This window comes from Sporosarcina sp. Marseille-Q4063 (genome assembly GCF_018309085.1).
Classification (GTDB): domain Bacteria; phylum Bacillota; class Bacilli; order Bacillales_A; family Planococcaceae; genus Sporosarcina.
This window is the reverse complement of sequence record NZ_CP070502.1, coordinates 3,461,231-3,485,201: the sequence shown is the minus strand read 5'-3', so window position 1 is coordinate 3,485,201 and position 23,971 is coordinate 3,461,231. Positions and strand designations below refer to the sequence as shown.

The 23,971-nt window shown below is 39.4% G+C and carries 15 protein-coding genes and 1 pseudogene; 3 read left to right on the top strand and 13 right to left on the bottom strand.

Annotated elements, in window-relative coordinates:
• Positions 1-69 precede the first annotated feature (69 nt).
• Positions 70-3,564 (bottom strand): right-handed parallel beta-helix repeat-containing protein, encoded by a 3,495-nt coding sequence (locus tag JSQ81_RS17545; RefSeq protein ID WP_249336745.1) that lies wholly within the window; start codon positions 3,562-3,564, stop codon positions 70-72.
• 1,308 nt (positions 3,565-4,872) lie between these two features.
• Positions 4,873-5,781 (bottom strand): annotated as a pseudogene (locus JSQ81_RS17540) (polysaccharide lyase family 1 protein); the annotation flags it as partial.
• A 1,357-nt stretch (positions 5,782-7,138) separates the two neighbouring features.
• Here JSQ81_RS17540 and JSQ81_RS17535 point away from each other — a divergent pair.
• A protein-coding gene (locus JSQ81_RS17535) for an IS3 family transposase (RefSeq protein WP_212605287.1) occupies positions 7,139-8,496 on the top strand; the annotation gives its coding sequence in 2 pieces (ribosomal slippage) (positions 7,139-7,607 and positions 7,607-8,496; 1,359 coding nt in all).
• A 565-nt stretch (positions 8,497-9,061) separates the two neighbouring features.
• On the opposite strand, the gene JSQ81_RS17530 is transcribed toward JSQ81_RS17535, so the two are convergent.
• The 3 genes from JSQ81_RS17530 to JSQ81_RS17520 all read right to left on the bottom strand — a co-directional run bounded on the left by JSQ81_RS17530 (position 9,062) and on the right by JSQ81_RS17520 (position 11,648).
• Positions 9,062-10,345, bottom strand: coding sequence for a Gfo/Idh/MocA family oxidoreductase (locus JSQ81_RS17530; protein WP_212605286.1), 1,284 nt, complete (start codon positions 10,343-10,345; stop codon positions 9,062-9,064).
• 64 nt (positions 10,346-10,409) lie between these two features.
• The gene (locus JSQ81_RS17525) at positions 10,410-11,069 is read right to left on the bottom strand and encodes a YesL family protein (protein WP_212605285.1); all 660 of its coding nucleotides are present in this window, start codon (positions 11,067-11,069) and stop codon (positions 10,410-10,412) included.
• Positions 11,070-11,102: 33 nt separating this feature from the next.
• Entirely contained in the window at positions 11,103-11,648 is a 546-nt protein-coding gene (locus JSQ81_RS17520) for a hypothetical protein (protein ID WP_212605284.1), read from the bottom strand.
• 273 nt (positions 11,649-11,921) lie between these two features.
• On the opposite strand from JSQ81_RS17520, the gene JSQ81_RS17515 reads away from it, so the two are divergent.
• Positions 11,922-14,222, top strand: a complete 2,301-nt coding sequence (locus tag JSQ81_RS17515; protein ID WP_212605283.1) for a helix-turn-helix domain-containing protein — start codon at positions 11,922-11,924, stop codon at positions 14,220-14,222.
• A gap of 53 nt (positions 14,223-14,275) precedes the next feature.
• On the opposite strand, the gene JSQ81_RS17510 is transcribed toward JSQ81_RS17515, so the two are convergent.
• The 4 genes from JSQ81_RS17510 to JSQ81_RS17495 form a co-directional block, all read right to left on the bottom strand.
• On the bottom strand, positions 14,276-15,292 hold the full coding sequence (locus JSQ81_RS17510; protein ID WP_212605282.1) for a dienelactone hydrolase family protein: 1,017 nt from the start codon (positions 15,290-15,292) through the stop codon (positions 14,276-14,278).
• A 323-nt stretch (positions 15,293-15,615) separates the two neighbouring features.
• Entirely contained in the window at positions 15,616-16,491 is an 876-nt protein-coding gene (locus JSQ81_RS17505; RefSeq protein ID WP_212605281.1) for a carbohydrate ABC transporter permease, read from the bottom strand.
• A 20-nt stretch (positions 16,492-16,511) separates the two neighbouring features.
• Positions 16,512-17,468 carry an ABC transporter permease gene (locus tag JSQ81_RS17500; protein ID WP_212605280.1) on the bottom strand — a complete coding sequence of 319 codons (957 nt, stop codon included), beginning with the start codon at positions 17,466-17,468 and terminating at the stop codon, positions 16,512-16,514.
• Between the two features lie 99 nt (positions 17,469-17,567).
• Complete coding sequence (locus JSQ81_RS17495) at positions 17,568-19,079, bottom strand: extracellular solute-binding protein (RefSeq protein WP_212605279.1); 1,512 nt, start codon at positions 19,077-19,079, stop codon at positions 17,568-17,570.
• Positions 19,080-19,356: 277 nt separating this feature from the next.
• Here JSQ81_RS17495 and JSQ81_RS17490 point away from each other — a divergent pair, with 277 nt between their 5' ends.
• Complete coding sequence (locus JSQ81_RS17490) at positions 19,357-20,334, top strand: LacI family DNA-binding transcriptional regulator (protein ID WP_212605278.1); 978 nt, start codon at positions 19,357-19,359, stop codon at positions 20,332-20,334.
• 511 nt (positions 20,335-20,845) lie between these two features.
• Here JSQ81_RS17490 and JSQ81_RS17485 read toward each other — a convergent pair.
• From JSQ81_RS17485 to kduD, 4 genes are all read right to left on the bottom strand, one after another.
• Positions 20,846-21,193 carry a hypothetical protein gene (locus JSQ81_RS17485; RefSeq protein ID WP_212605277.1) on the bottom strand — a complete coding sequence of 116 codons (348 nt, stop codon included), beginning with the start codon at positions 21,191-21,193 and terminating at the stop codon, positions 20,846-20,848.
• A gap of 88 nt (positions 21,194-21,281) precedes the next feature.
• On the bottom strand, positions 21,282-22,091 hold the full coding sequence (locus JSQ81_RS17480) for an inositol monophosphatase family protein (RefSeq protein WP_212605276.1): 810 nt from the start codon (positions 22,089-22,091) through the stop codon (positions 21,282-21,284).
• Positions 22,092-22,113: 22 nt separating this feature from the next.
• Complete coding sequence (locus JSQ81_RS17475) at positions 22,114-22,959, bottom strand: sugar phosphate isomerase/epimerase family protein (protein ID WP_212605275.1); 846 nt, start codon at positions 22,957-22,959, stop codon at positions 22,114-22,116.
• Between the two features lie 203 nt (positions 22,960-23,162).
• Entirely contained in the window at positions 23,163-23,945 is a 783-nt protein-coding gene (gene kduD / locus JSQ81_RS17470) for a 2-dehydro-3-deoxy-D-gluconate 5-dehydrogenase KduD (protein ID WP_212605274.1), read from the bottom strand.
• Positions 23,946-23,971 lie beyond the last annotated feature (26 nt).

The window sequence follows — 23,971 nt, the reverse complement described above, 5'->3', positions numbered from 1 at the left end:
GACCAGGAACCTTCGTAGGTTCCTGGTTTATTTATTACTTACTTTGTCAGTGCATCCTTCATTCCGCTATTAGCGATTTCCGTGGCCTTTTCCGTTTCCATTGCTATTACTGTTTCCATTGCCATTGCCATTGCTGTTTCCATTGCCATTGCCATTGCTGTTTCCATTGCCATTGCCATTGCCATTGCCGTTTCCATTTCCATTTCCATTTCCTTTTCCATTACCATTGCCATTGCCGTTTCCATTTCCGTTACCAGTTGCTTTCTTCAATCCATCTATCGCAACTATCAACGCTGCAATCGCTACATTCAATTCATCTTCAGTAGCAATCGTTTCAAGTGCTGCTTCCGCTACTTCAATGGCATCTTGTAATGCTGCAAATGACGTTTCTGTATATTTCTTTTTGTCATTTGAAATCGCTTTTGCTTGTGCAATTAATTCTTCTAACTCAGTTACATCAATAACTGGTGTTTCTTCAGATCCGACAACTTCATCATATATGTCCCAAATAGTGGCCCACTGATTTTCCTTAACTGAAAGAATTCGGCCTTGTTCATCAAAATTAAAGAGATCCTCGAAACCACCGAGAATGTCGGCCGAGTGTTCAGCCGAAAGTTCTTCTCCTGATTTGTTTACCGTTTTCGATCCATTAAATAGATAGTTTCGGTTTGATTCCAATGCTGCTTGGTAACTATCCTTAGACGTACCAGACGTCTTGATGGAAATGAAACCATTGATTGTGAAATCGGTTGGGATTCCGCCATAAGTTGTAAAGCCCAAGTTCGTGCCATTATCCGCACTAATATTATTTTCAGCAATAACGCCCGGGTTACTATTACTCGCGAAGCCAGTCGTCCCATTACCAAAAGCAAGGCTGTTTTTAATGACATGCGGAACATGGACGCCTTCCCCGCCGAGTTTAAATCCATTTTTGTCGCCACTGCCCACATGACCGTTCGACAATGTTCCGTTGTTAAATGCAATACTGTCTTCGATTAGAACGGCACCAATCGCACCCGTTCCAACTTTCGTATACAAATCCCAACCATCGTCGATATTATTGTAAGCAACTGTTCCTCTGAAGATGTTTCCGTCACCAGAAGTTAGTTTTGCCGCAAAACCATCGGCGTTATTTTCAGCCGGATCACTATTATCGAACGAAATACTGTTAAGAATTAAGTTATACGATGGCCATTTCGATTTATCTTCTTCATAAACATCCGTACGGCTAATTTGAAGACCTGTATCGCCGTTTTCAAATGTTCGGATATTTTCAATCGTGTTATGGCTTCCGCCTATCGTATATCCTTTCGTATTACCGGCAGAACGTGCAAAGTCAATCCCTTCAACATGCCAGTAGTTACCGCTATGCACGACGCCTTCAGATTTTTTATCAAAATCAATAAGCGGGCGTTCAGTTGCATCAGGATCAGAAATAAGGTATTTCATGGCATCTTTTGTTCCGTCATTAAATTTTTTGATTTCAAGTGAAGACGTACGAACATAATGACCTTCAAGGACAATAATTTTTTGCCCTTCCATTACAAATTCAATCGCGGTATCTAGATCAAGTGGAGATTCCTTAGTTCCTTCGCTCGCACTTGTTCCAACTGGCGAAACATAAATATTGCCATCTTCCGCATAAGTCTTCATCGTTACTGTAAAGTTCCGAACGATTTTATTATAATTTGTTAAATACTGTGTATCGTCAGGTATAAAAGCGATGCTAAAATTAGTATCCGCATTATCAGTAATCATCGTCGGTATCTCAACAACTTTCCCTGCTTCTACATCCGCATCTTCCGCGATGATTTCTTGTCCTTTTTTAACCGTTACCGTTCCATTAACATTCGATTTAACGAGTAATGAATAATCCGTTTTGGAAACCTTGCCCAAAGACATTACTTCCAATTCAGGTGTTACTGCTACGGCTGGAGGCGATACTTTCGGTGCGTCCGTCGCAGCAGCTGTAACTGTCAAATCGATATTACGAACTTCAATCGTAGCTAAACGTGCCGTATAAAAACCGACATACATTTTTCCGTCTTGCGCTTTTAAAATTTCAGGCTCATAAATGATTTCCTCTTGCCCATCATTTATTTTACCGATGAAACCACTATTCGTTTTTGCAAGTGTGAGTCGATAATTCTCTGCAGTATTATTCGCATCTGGCCTTGTCGGATCCAACATGATTTTCTGGATGCCTTGACTGCCTTCCCCGTCAGGATCGACGACACCCATTCTCGCAAAAACCTGAGTCCCAATCGGCTCGCGTGTTCCACCGCTAAACCCGCCAATTGCTGCAATGTTGGAAGCAAATACGCTTGAATCATTTGCTGGTCCATTCACATCTCTCGCCATAATTCCGAAAGATTCCTGACCATCATATGGCGTTTTCGCGAAAGATTCTACTTTAATATCCGCAGACAATACAAAGTTATCTTCTTCAGCATCAATTTCCGTATAGTAGAATGTGATTCCATCGTGGTCCCCTGTGATTTTTCCGCCGCCTTCAAGTGCGACAAGTTTAATCGCGCCGTCTTCTAGCACTTCAATATAGTTACTAGTTGTAGAAGATGATTGGCCGAATCGTATTTGTTTCCATTCAGGTTCTATTTTTTCTCTGACAGTAACCTTGTAATCAATCAAAGCTAGATTGGAATCAGCGGGAACTATCCGAATACTATAAGTTCCGGCTGTTTGATTATCAAAATTAGCTGTATCAATTGTATATTCGGCTTCCGGCAAGATATCCCGATCCGAATTATGATAGACTTTCGAAACGACTAATCCGCTACTTTCAAAGTCATCACCGATCGTATAAGTAGTTTTCGGATAATTCGTCACTTCGATTCCTTCCACTTCTTTTACCTTAACAGTAACCGGGAAAGATACTTCCTGTCCTTTATGCAAAATCGAAATCGTTTTAGTTCCCACAGTTTCCGAATCAAAGCCAGACACACTTAATTCATCCCGCGTTAACCGAACTTCTTTGCCATCGCTATACTTGGCATACACCGACAAGCCTGCTAAGTTCAGATCATCGCCGATGAAATAAAGCGTTTTCGCAGGTACATCTCTAATTTCTAATGCCGTTAAGTCTGCATCTTTAACATAAACATCAAAATCGATTGATTGCTCTGGCGTTTCCGTTGAGGTAATCGTTATTGGAAAATCACCGGGTTCTTCAAATACATATCCTTCATCTAGAGAAAAACTATATTGTTCTTCTGATAGGTTAGCTGTTTTATAACCATCATTATAAGTGGCAACAACAACTAAACCTTGGGGATCAAATGAATCACCTTTGTAATACGTCATTTTTACCGGGTAATATTTAATTGTTAAATCGGTAACCGTTAACGCATGTATTTCTAAATCAAGCGCCGCAGAAACGCCGTTATAGTTAATCGCAATCGTATTTGTGCCGATTACACGATTATCGAATCCTGTAACGATATAATCCTTATCCGAAACCACTTCTGAACTTCCATCTGAAAACTCCGCAGTAACGACAAGTCCTGTTACATCGAGCGCCTCTCCAACTAAGTAATCAGTTTTCATTTTATCCGAATCAATAAATAGACTTTCGACTTTTCGATTATCTACCTTAATTTCTGTGTCGCTAAACGTAACTTCCGCATCTCTTGCAACATAGATGCCAGCAAATATTTCATCAGAAAACAGGTTTTCCAGTACTAGCGGCTCACTGTCTTCCCCGTTCACGGATACAACATACGTATCGCCAGACTTCTTTATCGTTAAATCATATTCGCTTCCCGGCGTCGGGATATTGCTATCGAATGGATTCAATTTTGTTTGTGTTCCATGCTTATAAAATCCTTTTACAGATTGATCCAAACCACCGACGGCAATATAATTCGATTCATGACCGCTCGAATTTCTATGCTCACCGATTTCATCACGAACCATTAATCCAAATGACACTTGATTATTCGCTCCGAATTTATGAACGGTCGCTTTCGTAGTAATTTCAAAGTTCGCGTTAGCTGGCAACTCTTTATGATAGAAAGAGATTCCATCGACAGAACTAGAAATTTTACCACCCGCCGCATATAAAGTAACTAAACCATCTTCATTTAATATAGGATCCGGGTTTCTTTCATCATTCGTATTATCACCGAACACACTAAATTCCCAATCCCCTAGCTCAACTTCACCTTCAATTGCCAAATTAACATTCGTATAGTTAACTCTTGCGTTTCGTGCAGTGAAGAGCCCTGCATAATTGATATTACCTGTAAAATTCTCGATTACCTTTACTTCGTAGCCAATTTTAACAGTGACTAGATTGCCGCTCTTCTTTACACTTAACTCATAAACTTCACCACTTGACGGAGGGGTAATCGCATTGTCAAAATCAACTTTAGAAAGTGCCCCTTCTAATCTAGTAAATGATTTCATGTTCTGATCAAGCGCACCTACAGCAACATAATCGCCGACCCCGTATTCAATTCCATGCAAATAAGCATGTATGTCATCGCGCAACATAACGCCGAATGATACTTGGTTATTCGCATCAAACGTTTCGACTGTTGCCGTTGCTGTAATTTCAAAGTTCGCATCCGTGGGAACTTGTTTAAAATAATAAGCAATTCCATCTGAACTTGAAGAAATTTTACCACGGTTCCCCGAACTCCTTAGTAACACCGTATCGGTATTGTCTTCGCTTTCCATGATTTCAAAGTTATCCTTCGTTATTTTGTCCTGCCCGCCGACATCGCCGAAAACCGTTCCGGACCAATCACTATAAACTGTAGTGATTTCATTTGGCGGAATGATTGGATCTGTTGGCTCTCCTGGTGTTTCTTCATCCTCATCATCACCATCACCAACATTGCTGCCGTCACCGTTCAATACACCGGCACCCGCATTCGCTAATACATGTTCCTTTACTTCATTCACAGGAAGAAGATCATATTCATAGGCCGGTGTAAATTCCCCAGTGGAAGTGGTAGGCATGCTACCCGTACTATTAATGAATAAATTATCATCTACATCCCAATAACCATCTTCTGAACTATACTGACTTACAATCGGATCAACCGCATTTTCAAACACATTTTTCTCAACTTTTACAATGGCACCCATTCTAGTATTAATACCAGACTCTAATACATTCTTATAATAGTTGTTAAAAATATGCGCATGGCCATCTCGATAACTTGGCACCCGCGAATTAACATTCTCAAAATAGTTCCCATGATACGTAAGTGTTCGGTCGAATCGGTCACTATCTGAATATCCGACAAGTCCCGTTTTCCATGAATCATGAACATAGTTATAGGAGAAAGTGATATATTCCGAGTTATCTTTCACATCAAACAAACCATCATAATAATCTTTATGGACCTCTAAACTATTATAAAGTTCGTTATGATCGACCCAAATATTATTCGAAGGTCCTTCGATTGAAATCGCATCTTTGTCACCGATTCGAACATGGTGAATGATTAAGTTTCGGATAATAATATTGTTAGATTTCCAAACTTTTATCCCGATGCCGTCAAACTCTCCTTCATTGCCAATCCCGAGAATCGATACATCTTTAATTTCTTTCACATCGATTTTGCTGATTCCCGGAGAGTTTTCCGGTGTAATCTTCCCTTTCACATAAATCTTCATCGGCACATCTTTATATTCTTTCTTCTTTTTGTTCAATAAATCTTGAAGTTGTGCACCTGTGTTAACCGTGAAGGTTACGGCGTTCGCTCCTTCACCGCCAGTAGTTCCACCATTCATAGTCGCAAATCCGACCATTCCGTCTGTTCCATCTAAGCCACTTGTATCGCCTGGATCGATTTCAGGATCTTCAGGTTCTGGATCCGGTTCTGGATCCGGTTCCGGTTCCGGCTCAGTAGCATTTTTTTCTAATCCATCGATTGCTTTCTGAAGTGCTGCGATGGCAGTTGTTAAGGTATTCACATCCTCCGGGTCTACGGTTTCATAAGTAGTTTCAGCATCAATAATTGCTTCTTGCAATATTGCAAATGAACTTTCAGTGTACGTCGCGTCTTCATTCGAAATCGCTTTAGCACGACTAATTAAATTTCCAAGTTTCGTAATTAATTCTTGCTCCTCAACTTCAAGTTGTACGTCACTAAAAGTGACTGTTGTATTTCTTGAAGTAAACAGGCCAGCATAATTAATTTCACCTGTATAATCATTAATTTCCTTCTTGTCTCCATCAATACTAATCTTATAATTAGTACCAGTCTTTTTAATTCCAAGTTCATAGACATTATCTACCGCCGGTGCTCCGCCAAACGCTAAGTCACTTGGTCGCTCAAAGTTTTGATTTTTGTATTTATAGAAACCTCTCATTTCATTACGAATATTCCCGATTGCCACATAGTCACCTGTAAAGGCACTATCATTTATATTTTCCAATACATTGCTTCTAAGCATAATCCCGAATGCAACTTGATTATCCGAATTCCATGAATCGACTTTCGCCGTCGCTGTTAATTCATAATCACCATCGACAGGAACATCTTTGAAGTAATAAGCTATTCCTTCAGTACCACTATCTATTTTTCCTTTATTATTAGAACTATGAACTGTAACTGTGCCATCAGCATTTTCTGCAATGCTAAAATTGTCACTGTTGATGCTCGATTGACCACCTGCATTCCCAAAAACACTCCCATTCCAATCACTCGAAATATCTATCATCCCATCAGCAGAATTTTCCACTTCCGCCGCTACATTAGCAACATTTAAATTAGGGAGTAGTAAAATAAAAATCAAAAATACAGCAAGTAACCGTCTATGCTTCTTCATTTGTAACCTCCTATGGTTGTCATTTCTTAATATTGCGAACACTGTTCATAAAAAGGAACGAGAACCTTAATATGATTCTCGTTGGTGATAGCGCTTTCATAGATGAATGAAAAAAGTTTGTTTAATACTTTCTAACTTGGCTGGTGAAAATTCAAAATTAAAACCGAGTACTTGAATGATTTATTATTCTAGTACTCGATTTTGCTGCTAGACCGTTGATTTCCGTTCCGGGCGGACGCGTTCCACGGGGCGGGCGGTGAGCCTCCTCGGTCGCTGATGTGCGCTGCCCCCCTAATATTGGACACGCCATCTAATATTAGGAGGCCCAAAAAGAATGTCCAAGTATACAAAAGAATTTAAACTTCTAGTAGCCAAACGTTATGAACATGAAAATATTAGTTACCGAGACCTGGCAGAAAAGGTCGGAGTCGACAACTCTGTAATTCGTTACTGGGTGCTACTGTTTCGACATCATGGTGATAATGCATTCGATTTTCCCTATACAAACTATCCAGGAGCCTTTAAACTAAGGGTAATTCAATTTATCAATGAAACGGATTACTCTATTCGAGAGGCATCGGCTATTTTCCATATCCCGGATCCTAGTATGGTTCGTAGGTGGAAGAAAAGGTGGGAGACAGCTGGTGAAGGTGCCCTTGAAATAAAAGAAAAGGGGCCTTCTACAATGAAATCTCGCAATCAAAAGAAAAGCACTTCCAAAGATCTTGTCGACCAATCAAGAGAAGCCATGGAAAAAGAACTCGAATATCTTCGTATGGAGAATGCCTATCTAAAAAAGCTGGAAGCCTTAGTTCAGGAAGAAAGATCACCAAAAAGATTAAAACGAAAGTAATATTTCTACTAAGGCATGAATTCCCAGTGAACAAGATGGTAAAGATAGCCGGTATTGCAAGAAGCACCTACTACAACATCGTAAATAGTTTCAAGCAGCCAGACCCCGACCGGAAGTGGAAGAGAAGAATCAACTTCATCTACCACCGACACAAAGGGCGCCTTGGGTATCGACGCATCACCGACGTCCTGAACGAAAAAGGACACACGATAAACAAGAAGAAAGTTCTTCGGATTATGCGAGACCTGGGGCTTCAATGTATTGTCCGAATGAAGAAGTACAAATCCTATAAAGGTGCATTCGGGAAAGCAGTCCCAAATATCTTGAACCGCAATTTCAAAGCGGAAAAACCCAACGAAAAATGGGTTACAGACGTTACAGAATTTAAATTATTTGGACAGAAATTATATCTCTCTCCTATTTTAGACCTGTTCAACGGCGAAATCATTACCTATACGCTTCAATCGAGGCCTACGTTTGATTTAGTGGAAACAATGTTAAAGCAGTCACTTGAATACGTAAAAGAAGACGATGAGCTCTTGATCCACTCAGATCAAGGCTGGCATTATCGAATGCCACAATATTGTCAGATACTAAAGGAATACAACATCACACAGAGCATGTCGCGAAAAGGAAACTGTTACGACAATGCCGTCATCGAGAACTTTTTCGGAATCCTTAAATATGAATTCCTGTTCCTGCAGGAGTTCGATGATCTTGAACACTTTAAAGAGGAACTAGAACAGTATATCTATTATTATAATCATTTAAGAATCAAGTCCAGATTAGAGCGGAAAAGCCCAATGGGCTATCGGAAAAAATACGAACTCGCTGCTTAGAAAAATAGTGTCCAATTTTAAGGGTCCAGTGCAATGCTCCACTGCGGGGTCTCACCTGTCCCGCTAATCCCGTTGGAGTCGACACCCTCCACTACAATCAACTGCAGATTCTATTAAATAAAGGGAGCTATTTATTACTATCTGCCCAACATAAAAATCTATCTGCACTAAGGCATTTAATAGAAAAATCTTTGTCCTGCAAATCTTAATAGCACTTTAATAATATAACGTGCAAGTTAAAATGATTTACTACTAGCACGCTTAAACAATAGAAACTTCTAGATCTTCTAAGAATAAATCAGTGTAAACTACTATAAAGAAGTATCTTTTATATCACTACTCTCAGATTTAGTGCGTAGTCGTGAGACTCCCGCGGGAAAGCGAGAAAGCCAAGACCCTGGACTGAGCGTAGCGAGGGAAGCGGCTTGGTGCTCGCCCGCAGGAAAGCGAACGACGGAGCACTAAATAATGTTCAAGGATAAAAACTATATTAACCACACTTTATCTGCTCTTCATTTCAATAACCTTTTGAAAAAAATTTACCCACAAATCCCCCTTTCTCTTATTAAAACTTAACCAAGCCCTCCACTTTAACAGCTTGACCTGTTTTCAGTGAGATGTTGCCAGCGATTCCGGTTAGGATGGATGTTGCGCCGTCGATATGTGATGCTGCTCGGTTGAACTCATCTTCTGCCGGTTCACCGAAAAGGTCTTGTAATAGAATTGGATCTCCACCGCCGTGGCCGCCTTTTCCTTCTACAACTTCAACCTCGTATGGCTCGTCGAACATCGGTAAAACTCTGACCGACTTCTCTTTCAGCTTACCTTCATCACTCTTTGAACCACCGGAATTTATATAGGATTGTTCTCGAACTTGCACTTCGATTCTTCCTTTGCTGCCATTAAAGGAAACGATAAACCCTTCCCAAGGCAAATAAGCATTTAAAGAATAAGTTAAAATGGCTTTATTCTTATAAGTAACCATCACGCCTAATGTATCTTCAATATCAATACCATCCCCGAAGACACTTTGATCACGTTGGTAGCCATCATCTTTTTCAGCATCCAAATACAACGCCTTCAAATGATCATTCTCTTCCAATTGAATCGCAAATGGATCGTCCTTCGCATTTTCGCTGCCATGTGCACGTTGATAGAACTTAGTTTCCCCTCTTGCTTCGGCATTTTCTTTGCCGTAAAAACGAAGTCCACCCGTCGCATATACAGTCTCTGGAGTCGAATCCAACCAGAAATTAACCAAATCAAAATGGTGCGTCGATTTATGAACAAGTAGTCCACCACTATTATTTTTGTTACGATGCCATCTACGGAAATAATCCGCACCATGCTGCGTATCCAATGCCCATTCGAAATTCACGGAATACACATCGCCAATCACACCATCGCGTATCAATTCCCTGATTTTCGTATTATGCGGCGCATAACGATAGTTGAAAGTTACACGAACTTCGCGACCTGTACGGTTAATCGCATCGATAATTTCTTGTGTTTTCTCAGCATCGACTGTCATCGGTTTTTCAGTAATTACATCGCAACCAAGTTCAAGTGCACGAACAATATATGTATGATGTGTTCGGTCAACAGTTGTCACAATCACAATATCCGGTTTTTCGATTTCAATCATTTTTTCAAATTCACTTGCTAAATAAGTATTGATTTTCGGGTGATCATATTTGTCTTCTAATAAGCTATTTGAATAATCCATTCTCGTTTGGTTAACATCACAAAAAGCAACTAACTGACAAGTCTCTCTGTAATCTTCGACCATTGCGCCGTAGAAAAATTCAGCTCGACCGCCAGTACCGATTAATACGTATTTCTTACTCATTCTGTCATCTCCTAAAATAATGTAATATATATAAAAATCTGTGGTTCAGATTTATATACGAAATTTACTTTGCTTCGACAACTTGATTTGTCACTACAGCTTCATGATCAATTCCTTGCGAAATTTCCATTTTCCTCATGACTTGATACGCAGTCCACATAATAATATACGCAAGAATACTTACGCTGAAAAATGGAATCAGCCCCGGAATTGTGATCACCGTGTAATACAAAGCGGCAATTCCTGCTAATATCAATAAGGTAAAATGAGGGTGGGATGCACCGAGAATGAGTGCATATTTCAAGTACAATCTTTTCTTCCAATCATAATGCACATAAAGCGGGAAAATATAGAGCAATACGATCGCGTACAGAAGTCCAAAGATAAACACACCAAGACGTAGCAGATTAAATAAACCGCCTGTCGGCAATATGACAAGATCGAAATAGATTATGTAACCGATTACAAACAAAACAACCCCAAATAATGTTGATTTGAAAAATTCGCTGCGGTAAGTCGTCCAAAACGTTTTAAATACCGGAACGTATTTATCGCCCATTACCCATTTCCGTGTAACTGCAAAAAGAGCAATCGTAGCAGGCATGAAACCAAATACACCTAATCCGAGTACCGTGAAAAAGATCCATAATAAATTTACATAGGCCAATTTAGAGATAACCTCGCACACTCTGAAAAATTTACCCGTCATTCCCATTAATTGCATTTATATTAACCCCTTTTTCATTCCAATAAAAAATCATTCTTCTACAAGCTTTTTTATTACAGAAAAGGCAACATCTTTATCGTCAATGTATTTCGGAATAATTGCGACCAGTTCAATCGGCTCCGATTCATTATAATAAGTATTCAAGTTACTCACTTTTAAGGCGTTATCGTAAACGTCAGCTTCCTCCGTTACTTCCCCATCCGCCAACAAGGCTTCTAATTCAAAGCTAGTTAACTCAATCGTGTTTTCTTCATTTCGGAATTCAGTCAAATCATATAATTCCTTCGCATCATAAACAGACGCTAGAAATTCACGATCCATGATCAAAATATCTCCAGCATGACTCACGATTTCGACAATCAACCTTTCGTTAACAGGTGGATACTGTGAAACTTTGAATTCTAATTTAGTTGGTATTTCACTTTTTGCGAGCCCTTTCATTTCTTCCAACGCTTCGTCAGGCAAAGTTGAAAAAATGAGTATATCAAAACTATTTTCTTCTTTCTGGCATCCTGTTAACAATAGCAATAAAAAAATTGCCAATAAGATATAAATTGGTTTTGACTTGTTACACATTTAAAACACTCCTAAAATATCTATCTAGTATAAATCAGCTTATCGTAACAACTGTATCACGTCTATAATCATATAATGTGATTACTCTATAAAGGTTAATTTATCAACGTTTTCAGACAATGTTAGAAAATGATTATGACGTAACGAAGTACTTTTTCAATTAATTTGTTGGGACCTCAAATAAATTATATATTTTAAAAGTTATGTATGCTATAATTTAGATTGACTGACAAATTCGCTTTATCGTATCCCGAATATGAAGGGGGGACAATTTTGACGAAAAGTAAAAAGAAGTTTTTTATTAAACTTCTATCATTTATTACAATAATTGCGACGTTCCCTGTCTTGATTGTTGGATTGTTTTCATACTTAAAATCATCGGATATTATTCAATCGAATATAACAAATGAAAAAGAGCAAAGTGTTTATCAAATTCAGGCAAACTTTGAACAAGTCCTCCAAACTGTTGACCTTTCAGTTACCAACTTTGTTACATCGTACCAACTGACAAAAACGCTCGAAGAACCAATGTCAGCTAACCAATTTCAACTTTACAACCAAACGAAGAAAGAAATAAATCTACTTCTACGATTTGACGGCGGAATGGACGACTTCTTATTAGTGAGTACGAAAGAAGGTTGGCGCATCAATAATAATGGTCTTAGGAGACTAAAACCTGGTCAAGCCGGCGAACTCATCGATCGGTATGGCCATTTATCTTATACATCCTCTTGGATCATTGAAGATAAAAAAGACATTTTTTTTGATTCAACAGCTAACTCTTCATGCGATACGTATATTAATCTAGTTAAACAGTTACCGCTCACCAGCAATAATAAAAGTGGAATTGCAATTGCCTACATACCGATTTGTTACTTCGAGAACTTGTTAAAGAATAATCTCGATTCGGAAACGATTATGGTGTTGGATGAAAATTATCAAGTGGTCGGACATAGCGACTTTTCAAATATCGGGGAAGACTTTTCTAATCGCCCTTTTACCGCTGAACTAAGTTCTCAAAAAGGGAATGCAGGCCAATACAATGCCAGCAATGATGGAAGCGATTACAAAGTGATTTACCGTAAATCCGCTTATAATAATTGGACTTACCTTTCAATTATTAAGATTAGTGAGTTAAATAAGCAATCTCGTTCCATCGGTTGGTTTACGTTTATCATAGGTTCGATTATGTTTATCGGCATTCTGATTTTTGCCCTCATCGCATCACGTAAACTATATGCACCGATTAATAGACTCACAGAAACCTTGGCCGATTCTTTTTCCAATCAAATCGAGAGCGGAAAAAATACAGATGAGTTTGGGATTATTGAAAGTCAAATTCACCATATGCTCGAACAAAATGACCAGTTGGAATCCAAGTTGCAAGGGCAAATTGGTCAACTGAAACAATTTTTCATGAGCCGTCTTCTACAAGGTAATTTAACGACATCTGAGCTGAATTCCAAATTGGAATCGTTCAATTATCCACAGGCTTGGAAAGGATTTTCCGTGTTAGGGATTCAAATTGATGCCTCGGAAGATCCCAAAAACTTACTAGAAAATGAAGACTTATTGCTATTTGCGATTAATACAATGGTCGCAGAAATGATTCCCAAAATGAACCGAATGACTCCGATTGTCATAAACAGAGGCCAAGTGACAATACTCTTTAATGAACATGAATCTGAAAAAGAATTTACCGAAAGAATTACATCGACCATCAAAGAAATACGAGAACGAATCGACAAAGAATTAAATATTTCCGTAAGTGTTGGGATAAGTAAGACCTACACTGATTTAGTCGATGCGCATTTAGCTCTAAAAGAAAGTCGAGAAGCTTTACGGTATACGCTCAAGTTTGGTCCAGGATCGATTATCTTTTTCGATAAATTACAAAGAGAATCGAGCTTCTTCACCTTCTACCCTAGACAAATTGAAAATGACTTATTTGATTCAATTAAGAACGGCGATAAGGCTGAAGTCGATGAAAACTTGGATAAGCTATTAGAATCGCTATTTGATGAGCAATTGAATAATCGTCAATTTGAAATCGCGATTGTTCGCTTATTAACAAATCTAATTCAATTGACCGAAACACTTGGTGTAAACGCGCTAGAATTCGAGAAACATAAATCTTTATTCGACCAATTATACGAATTCAGGACATTACCAGAAGTCGTTAACTGGTTTAAAAAGATGATTATTTACCCGATGATGAATAAAGCTGAAGAACGCACACAGTCACAATACAAAAACATATCGGATGAAATCATCCACATTGTTCAACAAGAGTTCGATTCTGACTTAACGTTGAATTACATTGCGGATAAGCTGCATTATAACGCGAATTACTTAAGCAGCATTTTCCGTAAAGAAACGAATATGTCTTTCAGTGATTACTTAACCCACTTCCGTATTAATAAAGCGAAAAAGTGGCTTGAAGAAACGGATATCACAGTGAAAGATATTGCCGAAAAGCTTAATTACAATAACTCTCAAAACTTTATTCGTTCATTCAGAAAAGTGGAAGGCACGACACCAGGAAAGTACAGGGATACGAAAAGAAATCACTGATAAAAATGCCATCAATAGGGGTACTCTTCCCTATGATGGTATTTTTTCCGTCTTTATTCCGATACTAGTTGACGCACCAACCAATCATAGGATTGTTCCCCGCTAATTTCATGGCCGCCCTCAAATATATGAGATGCCAATGCGCCATCTACGCCAAATTCTTTATAAATTGATGTCAGTTTTTCAATTGCATGAGTAACATGATCCAGTGGAAATAAATGATCCTCAGTAGCCGCTTCAATGAAAAGCGCTCTTGGGACAATTAATCCAATCAAATCAGGCATCTCTGCATAGTTTAAAATTCCAGGTATGTAATTATCTAGACAATGTCGCCTGTCCATAATACTTCCTTTAAATGTGTTCGTGTAGCCGCTTATCACTGTTGCTTTCAATCGTTCATCAAGCATGGAAGTAAATGCTGCAACCAGCCCACCGCCTGAAATACCCATGCATCCAATCCGATTTTCATCCACATAATCCAGTGTTTGCACGTAATCTATTACGCGTCTGCATTCCTGAACTCGAAGTCCTGGCAATGTTTTTCCCACTAATAGCAATTGACTTGCTATCATATAACAAGAATTATCTGTTGGTAATCCTTTTCCTTGATCGGACTGTAGTTTACGATCTCCAAATCCGACCAACTCTGGAACAACGACAACAAGTCCTTTTTTGACAAGCTCGACAGCGAAATCTTTATGATAACCTTCTTCTGTTCTAAGTGAATAGTCAGGATTTAAACCAACCGCTTCCTTACTCCCGTACCCATGACCATGAATCGCGACAACAGCCGAAAATTTCCCGATGTTATTCAACTTCGGAATTAATACATAAACAGGCATTCTCAATGGATCAATTGTCGTGATTTCAACACGCAACCTCCAATAAATACCCATATCAGATTTCTCCAGCAAAACTGGGTTTAAAGGTTCTTGATTATCATCAAAGTTTCCTAAAGACTTCCGAACCTGTTCTTTCAAACTAATTTGCCAGTCAGCATTATATGTAGATGAGTGTTGGTTTACACATTCCTTATATAAGTTCTCTAAATACAAATCAGCAGACCACATTTTCTTTCCTCCAAATTTATTGAGCGGCCCACTAGTAGAATATCTCCTAATATAGGGAAATCTATAGTTGATTGGAGTGCAGGGCGGCGACTCCAGCGGAATCAGCGAAGTGCGAAAGAGAATTTCGCTCTTTCCTTAGCCGAGACCCCGGACTGAGCGTAGCGAGGGAAGCGGCAGGGAAAGATTGAACTGTATCTTTCCGCTCTTCGGCCTCGCCCGCCGGAAAGCGTCCCCCCGGAACGGAAATCAACGGCGTCAAAGTTTTCTCCACTTCCCCCATACGCCAATTGGACAGCTTCATTATCGTGAGTTAATTATCGATATTATTCTTTAATAGATCCTAATAGAGCACCCTTCGCAAAGTGCTTCTGCAGGAACGGATAAACTAGTAATACCGGTACTGTTGCGACAACGATGACTGCCATTTTAACTGATTGTGATGGCGGCGGCACGTCTGTAAATTCCGCACTGTCGTAGTTCATTCCAGTTGCTAAAACAACAATTTGACGCAGTAACACTTGTACAGGCCACTTCCCCGCGTCACTTAAATACAGAATCGCATGCATATACGTATTCCAATATGTAACCGCGTAAAACAGTGAAATCGTCGCAATTGCTGGCAAGGAGCATGGAATGATAATTCTAAACAAGATTCCAAAGTCATTTGCGCCATCAATCTTAGCAGATTCTTCTAAACCATAAGGCAAGTTCTGGAAGAATGTTTTTAAAATAATCATGTTAAACACGTTAATCGAAACAGGGATAATTAATGCAGCCAATGAATCTAGTAATCCTGTTTGTTGAACAACGATAAACGTTGGAATAATTCCACCATTAAAGAGCATCGTAAAGATAATGAAAAACATAATATATCTTCTACCTACGAGATCTCTACGCGATAGCCCATAAGCCGTTAAAGTGGATAAGAACATACTCCAAAGCGTCCCCGCAACTGTAACGAAAATAGAAACCATAACCGACTTCATAACCGTGTCTGTTGAAAAGATATATTTATAGGCACTTAACGTGAACTTAGTAGGAAATAAGAGGAACCTCTTCTCTGCTATTTCTGCTCCAGTTGCAAATGAACTACCGAGAACGTGAATAAACGGCAGTATCATTATTAAGGCTAAGATTGTCAGTAATGTGGCGTTAATGATATTAAATATGCGTGTGCCTATTTGCTTGTCCCCAATCATTTTAATCCTCCTAAAAATTATTAATAAACGCCTTCTTCACCGTTCTTTTTCGCTAACCAGTTAGCAAATACTACTAATGCAAGACCGATGAATCCTTTGAAAAATCCAACTGCTGTTGCGTAACTGAATTGACCCTGTCTGAGTCCGGCAACATAAACATATGTATCAAATATTTCTGCCACATGTCTGTTTGTTGAATTCATCAATAAGTAAACATGCTCAAATCCTAATTCAAGAACATCACCAATTTTCAAGATTAAGAGGATGACAATGACACTTTTAATCGCAGGCAACGTAATATGCCAAATTTGTCTAAAGCGATTCGCGCCGTCCATTTTGGCAGCTTCGTATAATTGAGGGTCAACCGAAGCGATTGCAGCAAGGAAAATGATTGTTCCCCAACCTGCTTCGCGCCATATGATTTGCAAGATGTACATCGGACGGAACCAAGTAGAATCCAATAGGAAGTTAACTGGTTTGAATCCAAAATACTCCAACACCCCATTAATAATTCCACCATCAAGCGTTAAAAGTACATAACTGATAGATACGATAACGACCCATGACATGAAGTGAGGTAAATATATTAACGTTTGTATTGTACGTTTGTAATATTCTCTTCTAATCTCGTTTAACATTAACGCAAGCACAATCGGGATCGGGAAGAAGATGAATAATTGCAAACCAAACAATACAAGTGTGTTTTTCAATATCATCCAGAAATCCGGGGACGTAAATAATCGGATAAAATGTTCAAATCCTACCCATTCACTACCCGAAATTCCCAAATAAGGTTTGTAGTTTTGGAAGGAGATAATCAAGCCGTACATCGGCACGTACTTATAGATGAACAAATAAATAAGCCCTGGGGCAATCATCAAATAAAGCAATTTGTTTTTCGCAATTTGTTTTAATAATTTACTTTCCCTTTTCGGCTTGCTTTTAACTGCCTCTCGCGTGGCAACCTCGCTACTCATACTTATCACTCTCTCTGTAAGAAATGTTTATTACGTTGCTAGAGTAATATAAAGAATAAAGGAAGCCCGAGAGAATCGGGTCTTCCTTTACCTTCTTAATTATCTAGATGCATTGAACTCCTCAATAATTTTGCTTCCGCCTTGTGATTTCCACTTCTCGACTTCACCATCAAAGCCAGCCTCATCGATTTCGCCTAACATATAGTTGTAAGTTGCGTCATTGATGATTTCTTGCAATCTAGCACCGTCTTTAACATACGTATCTGAATCCAACGTTATCGTAGGGTCATGAATCAAGTGATTATCATTTTCCAAGATTAACTCTTCAACTTTTTGTCTTGGCTCATAAGAGTGTTTTGATTCATATCTTCCGTTACTTGCCGGTTCGCCGATTCCCAACATGTTATAAGAGAATACTTCTCTTTCAAACGTATCTTGGTCATCGCCAACAACAGCGAATCCGTTTTCAACTGTATAGTGTTCGCCTTCTACGCCCCATTGTGCAAGGTTGGAAAATTCTGGTGTCATCATTAGATCAAAGAATGCTAATACGTCTTTAAGTTCTTCTTCTGTTTTAATTGCAGATTTAGGGAATACAATTTCGTTGTTATACCCTGGGTTCGACCAAACTGTGAACTCGCCGCTTGGACCTGCTACATAATTATGAACGTCGAATACTAAGTCAGGATTCAGTTCAACAGCATCATTGTATAAACCAAGAACGTCAACCATTGCCCCTACATACATACCTGCTGTTCCATTTTTAAGCATTGCTTGTTGGTCTTCTTTACTAGTTACAGGGAAATCCTGGTTCATGAATTTATTATCTCTTAATTTCTTAACATAGTTCATAGACTCTTTGTACTCTGGGAACATGAATTCCGGTAATAGTTCTCCGTCTTTCTCGCCCCAATTATTTGGCGTTCCGTGCCATGACGCAATTGTTTTGAAAACCCCAAAGACTAAATCGCTTCTATCTGTTAATCCGATTGTGTCATCTTTACCATTTCCGTCTGGATCATCTTCTGTAAATGCTCTTGCCATTTCATAAAACTCGTCTACAGTTTTTGGTGCCTCTAGTCCAAGCTTTTCTGCCCAATCTTTACGATAGATAAGCCCTTGTCTAGAAAACGGACGACCTTGATATAATGAATATACTTTTCCGTCTACCATAGTGTTCTTAACAACTGTTTCATTTAATTTAGCTAAGTTTTCAAACTCATCGAAGTATGGCCCGATTTCCCAGAACTGGTCATCGCGGATTGCTTCTTTAAACATATCAATTTGGTCTGCTCCCATAGTAACTGCTTGCGGGAATGTTCCTGTTGCGAAAGCAGTGCTTAGCTTGTCGCTATAGTTGTTATCAGGAACCCATTCGATTGTTAGTTCAACATTCGCTTTTTCTTCAAACAACTTTTTGAGCTTATCATCTGGAACTTCCGCTGTATGAAGCTTTGTCATGATCGAAATCTTTGGTGTAGCTTTTTCTTCAGTTTTATCTGCCCCGCCTTCTTTCTTGTCAGTCGAACCGCCTTCATCATTGCTACATGCGACTACGACAAGCATTAAAACCATTGAAAATAATAATACCAACATCTTCTTTAACTTCATTCTCTTGCACCCCTTTTAGTTGTAATGCGATTTATGAATCTATTTTGTAACTAGCCTCATCATAAGATAACTCTGACAATTTCGTATATAATCAGTTTCTTACACTCCCCCTAAAGTCAGTCGCATCAACATGATAACGCTTACAACCTAATGATATGATTATCATTTTTACGTGGTTGAACTTGATTTTCGAATTGATTGGCAGCCAAAAATGAAAACGTTGTTATTTTGTGTTACATTAATAGTAGCGAGTAAATACTAAATTGGGTGATTATAAATGAGCGTGACAATAAAAGATATAGCAAAAATTGCGGGTGTCAGTTATTCAACTGTTTCCAAAGCACTGAATGGCAGCCCTTTGGTAAAAAGTGACACAAAAAAACGAATTGTCGCGATTGCAAAAGAAATCGGGTATGAACCTAATTTCGCTGCGCAACAACTCGTTTCAAAACAAACGAAGATTATCGGCTTAATTTGGCCGACAATTGAACGTGTTGTTCTTTCCACATTAGTTACTAATATTAGCGATGAAATAAATAAAACACCATACTCCATGATTCTCTCCGTCGATCCTGTGCAAACTTCTTTGGAGACATTCAGGCGGTTCCAAGTAGACGGGATTATTTTATTCGAGGAAAATGTGGATGTTGCTGTAGATCCAATTGCTACTCCCTTGTTATCGTATGGGGTAGCCGGAAAAGAACCAGCTAATTATCCGATTATCGATGCAAATCACGAACAAGCGATGTATGATGCCGTCAAATATTTAAGCGTCTTAGATCATACAAATATAGCCTATATCGGGGACTTCTCCCCTACCGATCCAATGCAAATGCAAAAGTACAAAGGATTCGTCAAGGCAATGAAGGATTTTAACCTTCCTGTTGAAGAACATAATCTTATTAACACATCTGGATTGGATTGGTACGATGGTTATACCGCTACTAAAAAGTTTTTAAGCATTCCAAATCGCCCAACAGCAATTGTTGGCGGGAGTTATGATATTAGCGGCGGGATTATTCGTGGAATTAAAGAAGCGAACCTTGAGATTCCAACAGACATCTCGATTATTAGTTACGATAACATTCCTCAAATGGAAAACATGGAAATCCCATTAACAAGCATCGGCGTTCCAGTCGACAAATTAGCAGTTGAAATCGTCCAATCGATGATTAAGATTATTGAGGAAAAGGATAGCCAACCAGTTGTTATTAAAATGAAGCCTGAATTGACGGTGAGGGCTAGTTGTAAATGAAAAACGCCAGGTATTGTTTTTAACAAACAAATGAAAAGTGCTAAACTAAGAAATATCCCGTTAAAAGGCTTCGGCGCTGGTGGATGCCTCCCGCGAGAAGCCTGATAGAAAACCACTATCAGTCTTCTCGCTCCGACTACCACTGGCAAGGCGCCTTCGCTAGTTTGTTTTTGGTAGATTGTTGATATTTCTATTATTAGTGTGTGGAAGTTGTAGCAATCTGAATAACTTCTTCAGGAAATAAAGTAAAAGCCGTCGAGGGTAGGCGGCTTTTTTGATTACTATTGTTATTAATAATTTGCTTGCAGTTCATAGTGATTTGATTGCACTAATATGACAATTGCTTGCAAGTTGGGACTTTTTAACTGTACGAAAGCTGGTACTTCAACAACTGTGCTCAGCGCTCGCTCGCAAGAAAGCGCCGCCCGGAACGGAAATCAACGGTTCAAATAAAAAAACTGGTACTTGAATAATGAACCATTCAAGTACCAGTTAAAGTTATAACATAATTTCATTGCACCGAAGTATAACATTCATGGTTCTGTAAAATAGAAAGAACATGATCATACTCGGATTCTTCGACTTCTAATTTCAATAAATGGGTCGGATTCGCGTCTTCACCTTGGAATACATCCTCATCGACCACAATCGGCGCATTTGCACCAATCGGTCCGACGCTGCCTGGCATCCCCGAACCTCCGATATTCGTCGGAAAGAAAGGCGTAAACATCCTTGTATTACTTTCTTCTTCGCCCATTTCATCGATCACCAGATTCTTCACTTTCGCGGTTTGTAAACTGGCACGTACGGATTCGGCGTCATTTTCACTTTTCAAATAAACTTCTACACTTCTAGTCATTAGGTTCATCCCCTATTCACTTATAGTTTCAGTTATAAACAGGATTCCCCAATATAGGAAGTGTAAACCAAAACCGTACGTAGCGTGTTTACTTTAAGCCTTTCACCAAAAAGTTCTGAATGATTTCGTTTTGAATTGCTGGGTGGCAAGTCAGTGTAGAATCGTTTGTCAGCATATTAACTTCTCCGCCGCTCAAATTAGTAGTGACTGCACCAACTTCATTCGCAAGAATCATGCCGCCCGCAATATCCCAAGGCGCCAGGTTCATCGTTAAATAACCGTCCACGATTCCTTCTGACACATAAGCCAGTTTTAATGCAGCCGAACCATATGCACGTACACCGCGGATTCTTTTCACTAATTGCTGCACAACCTTTTCATCAATCACACTGTTTTCACATAACCACTTATGATTAAATCCAAGTACAGCTTCCCCGAGTTCGAGTTCTGATTTTAACATCGGCAGTTTTTCGTCATTTTTATAAGCACCTTCACCGCGTTTCGCACTATAAAGAACATCCGCCATCACATCGTATACAAAACCGATTTCACCGATGCCTTGATGGAAAATCCCGATTGAAATCGCAAAATTTCTTCGTTGTTGTACAAAATTCATCGTGCCGTCAATAGGATCCACAATCCAAACAGTGCCGTCCAACGATGTTACGTCATCCCCGTATCCTTCCTCACTAAATAACAAATGCTCCGGATACGTTTTTCGAATATTTTCAGCCAAGAAATACTCGGTTTCTTTATCAACCGTCGTGACGAGATCCTTGTCATGCGCTTTCGTTTCAATAATCATGGGATCATTAATTTTCTGGCGAATCAATTCACCAGCCTCATGCACCCACTTTTTTGCATGTTCATAGATTTCATTACGAACAGCATTATCCATATTCCCTACCTCCAACACCGATTTATGCTTCAGCATATTTCTTTCTTAAGAATGCGATACTGTCATTAATATGCGGTTCTTGCGTAGCCTCTAAAAGTACATTCATGAAAGGCTTTTTCGGTTTAATTAATTTGAAAACAGCATCGTAATTTAATAGGCCTGTTCCCACTGGCACCATTTTAATCCAACCGTCTTCAATTATGAAGTCTTTTGCATGCATAATGACCATGCGGTCTCCCAGTAAATCCATTGCTTCTTGGAAGATTTCTTCTTGACGGTGATAATTATCCGGATCCAAGTAGTTTGCCGGATCAAAGATTACTTGAAGATTAGGCGAATCAATAAGGTCTAATAGTCTTCTCAATTTTTGCGGCGTGTGAACCGGGTGATTGATGCCACCTTCGATTGCAACAATGACACCAAACTTCTCAGCTTCTTCAACTAATTCACGGACACTATCAACGACATCGAGGAATGGTTGTTCTTCGAAATTATCCGTCGTGTAGCCTCCTTTTGCATGAACGTTTCCAGTTTCAGTTCCAACAATGCTGCAACCAAAATCCCTAGCAAAGCGAATATGTTCTTTAAAACGATCCAACTCCGCCTGTCTTTTTTCTTTATCCGGATGAATCATGTGAATATAGCAACCCAATACAGAAATTTGAACATTCTTTTCAGCAAACTTCCCGCCAATATGTTGCGCGTAACCCGGGCTTAAACTACCTAAACTAGAGTTGATATCCTCAAACGATTTACCCAAAGCAAGTTGTACACCCGTTAAGCCTTTACCAGCGATTTCATCGACTAACCCTTCAATCGTTGTCTGATTTTGTATATCATGCGCGCGAATCCCAAGATTTAATTCCAAAATAATCCCCTCTTTACTAGTATTTAAATACATAAAACTATCAAACGACCAATAATGGCTTTGAAACGACTAAAGCGGGCTCGCAAACGACTAAAGCCAGCAGTCAAGCGACTAATCCCCACTCTCAAACGACCAAAACCACCAAATCTACCTATCAAAGAAACCGTATCACTTCCCGTGATACGGCTCATTTACAACTATTCTTACCTTGACAACCATCCGCCGTCAATCGCGACGACTGAGCCGTTCATATAGTCAGAAGCTTTACTTGATAGGAATACGACAATTCCCATTAAGTCAGCTGGGTCCGCCCAACGTGCAGCTGGGATGCGTGATAGAATTTCCGCGTTACGCTTTTCGTCTTCGCGAATCGGCGCTGTGTTTGCAGTCTTAACGTATCCCGGTGCGATTGCGTTCACTTGAACACCGTACTCCGCTAATTCATTCGCAAATGATTTCGTTAACCCTACAACACCGTGCTTACTCACTGTGTATGGAGGAACGAATTTTCCGCCTTGGAATGATAGCATGGAAGCGATGTTGACGATTTTACCGCTTCTCTGTTCCACCATATGCTTCGCTGCTTCCTGGCTTAGGAAAAACATGGAGTTTTGGTTTAATTCTACGACCGCGTCCCAATCTTCTTCCGTATATTCAAGAAGTGGTGCACGACGAATCGTTCCTGCATTGTTAATCAAAATATCAACTTTCCCGTAAACTTCAACGCACTTAGCCACCAATGCTTTAGCATTCTTGCGATCAGTTAAATCTGCTTGGAAAAATTCAACTTTACGGCCTGTATTTTCGATTAATTCTCTTGTTTCATCCCACTCAGTACCGTGTGTGACAACGAAAAGATCTGCGCCAGCTTTCGCAAGTGCTACCGCATATGCTTGGCCTAATCCTTTGTTACCGCCTGTTACGATTGCTACTTGACCATCTAATGAGAAAAAGTCTAATGAGAAATCATTTAAGTTGTTTGTCATCTATTTCGCCCTCCAAGAATATCGTG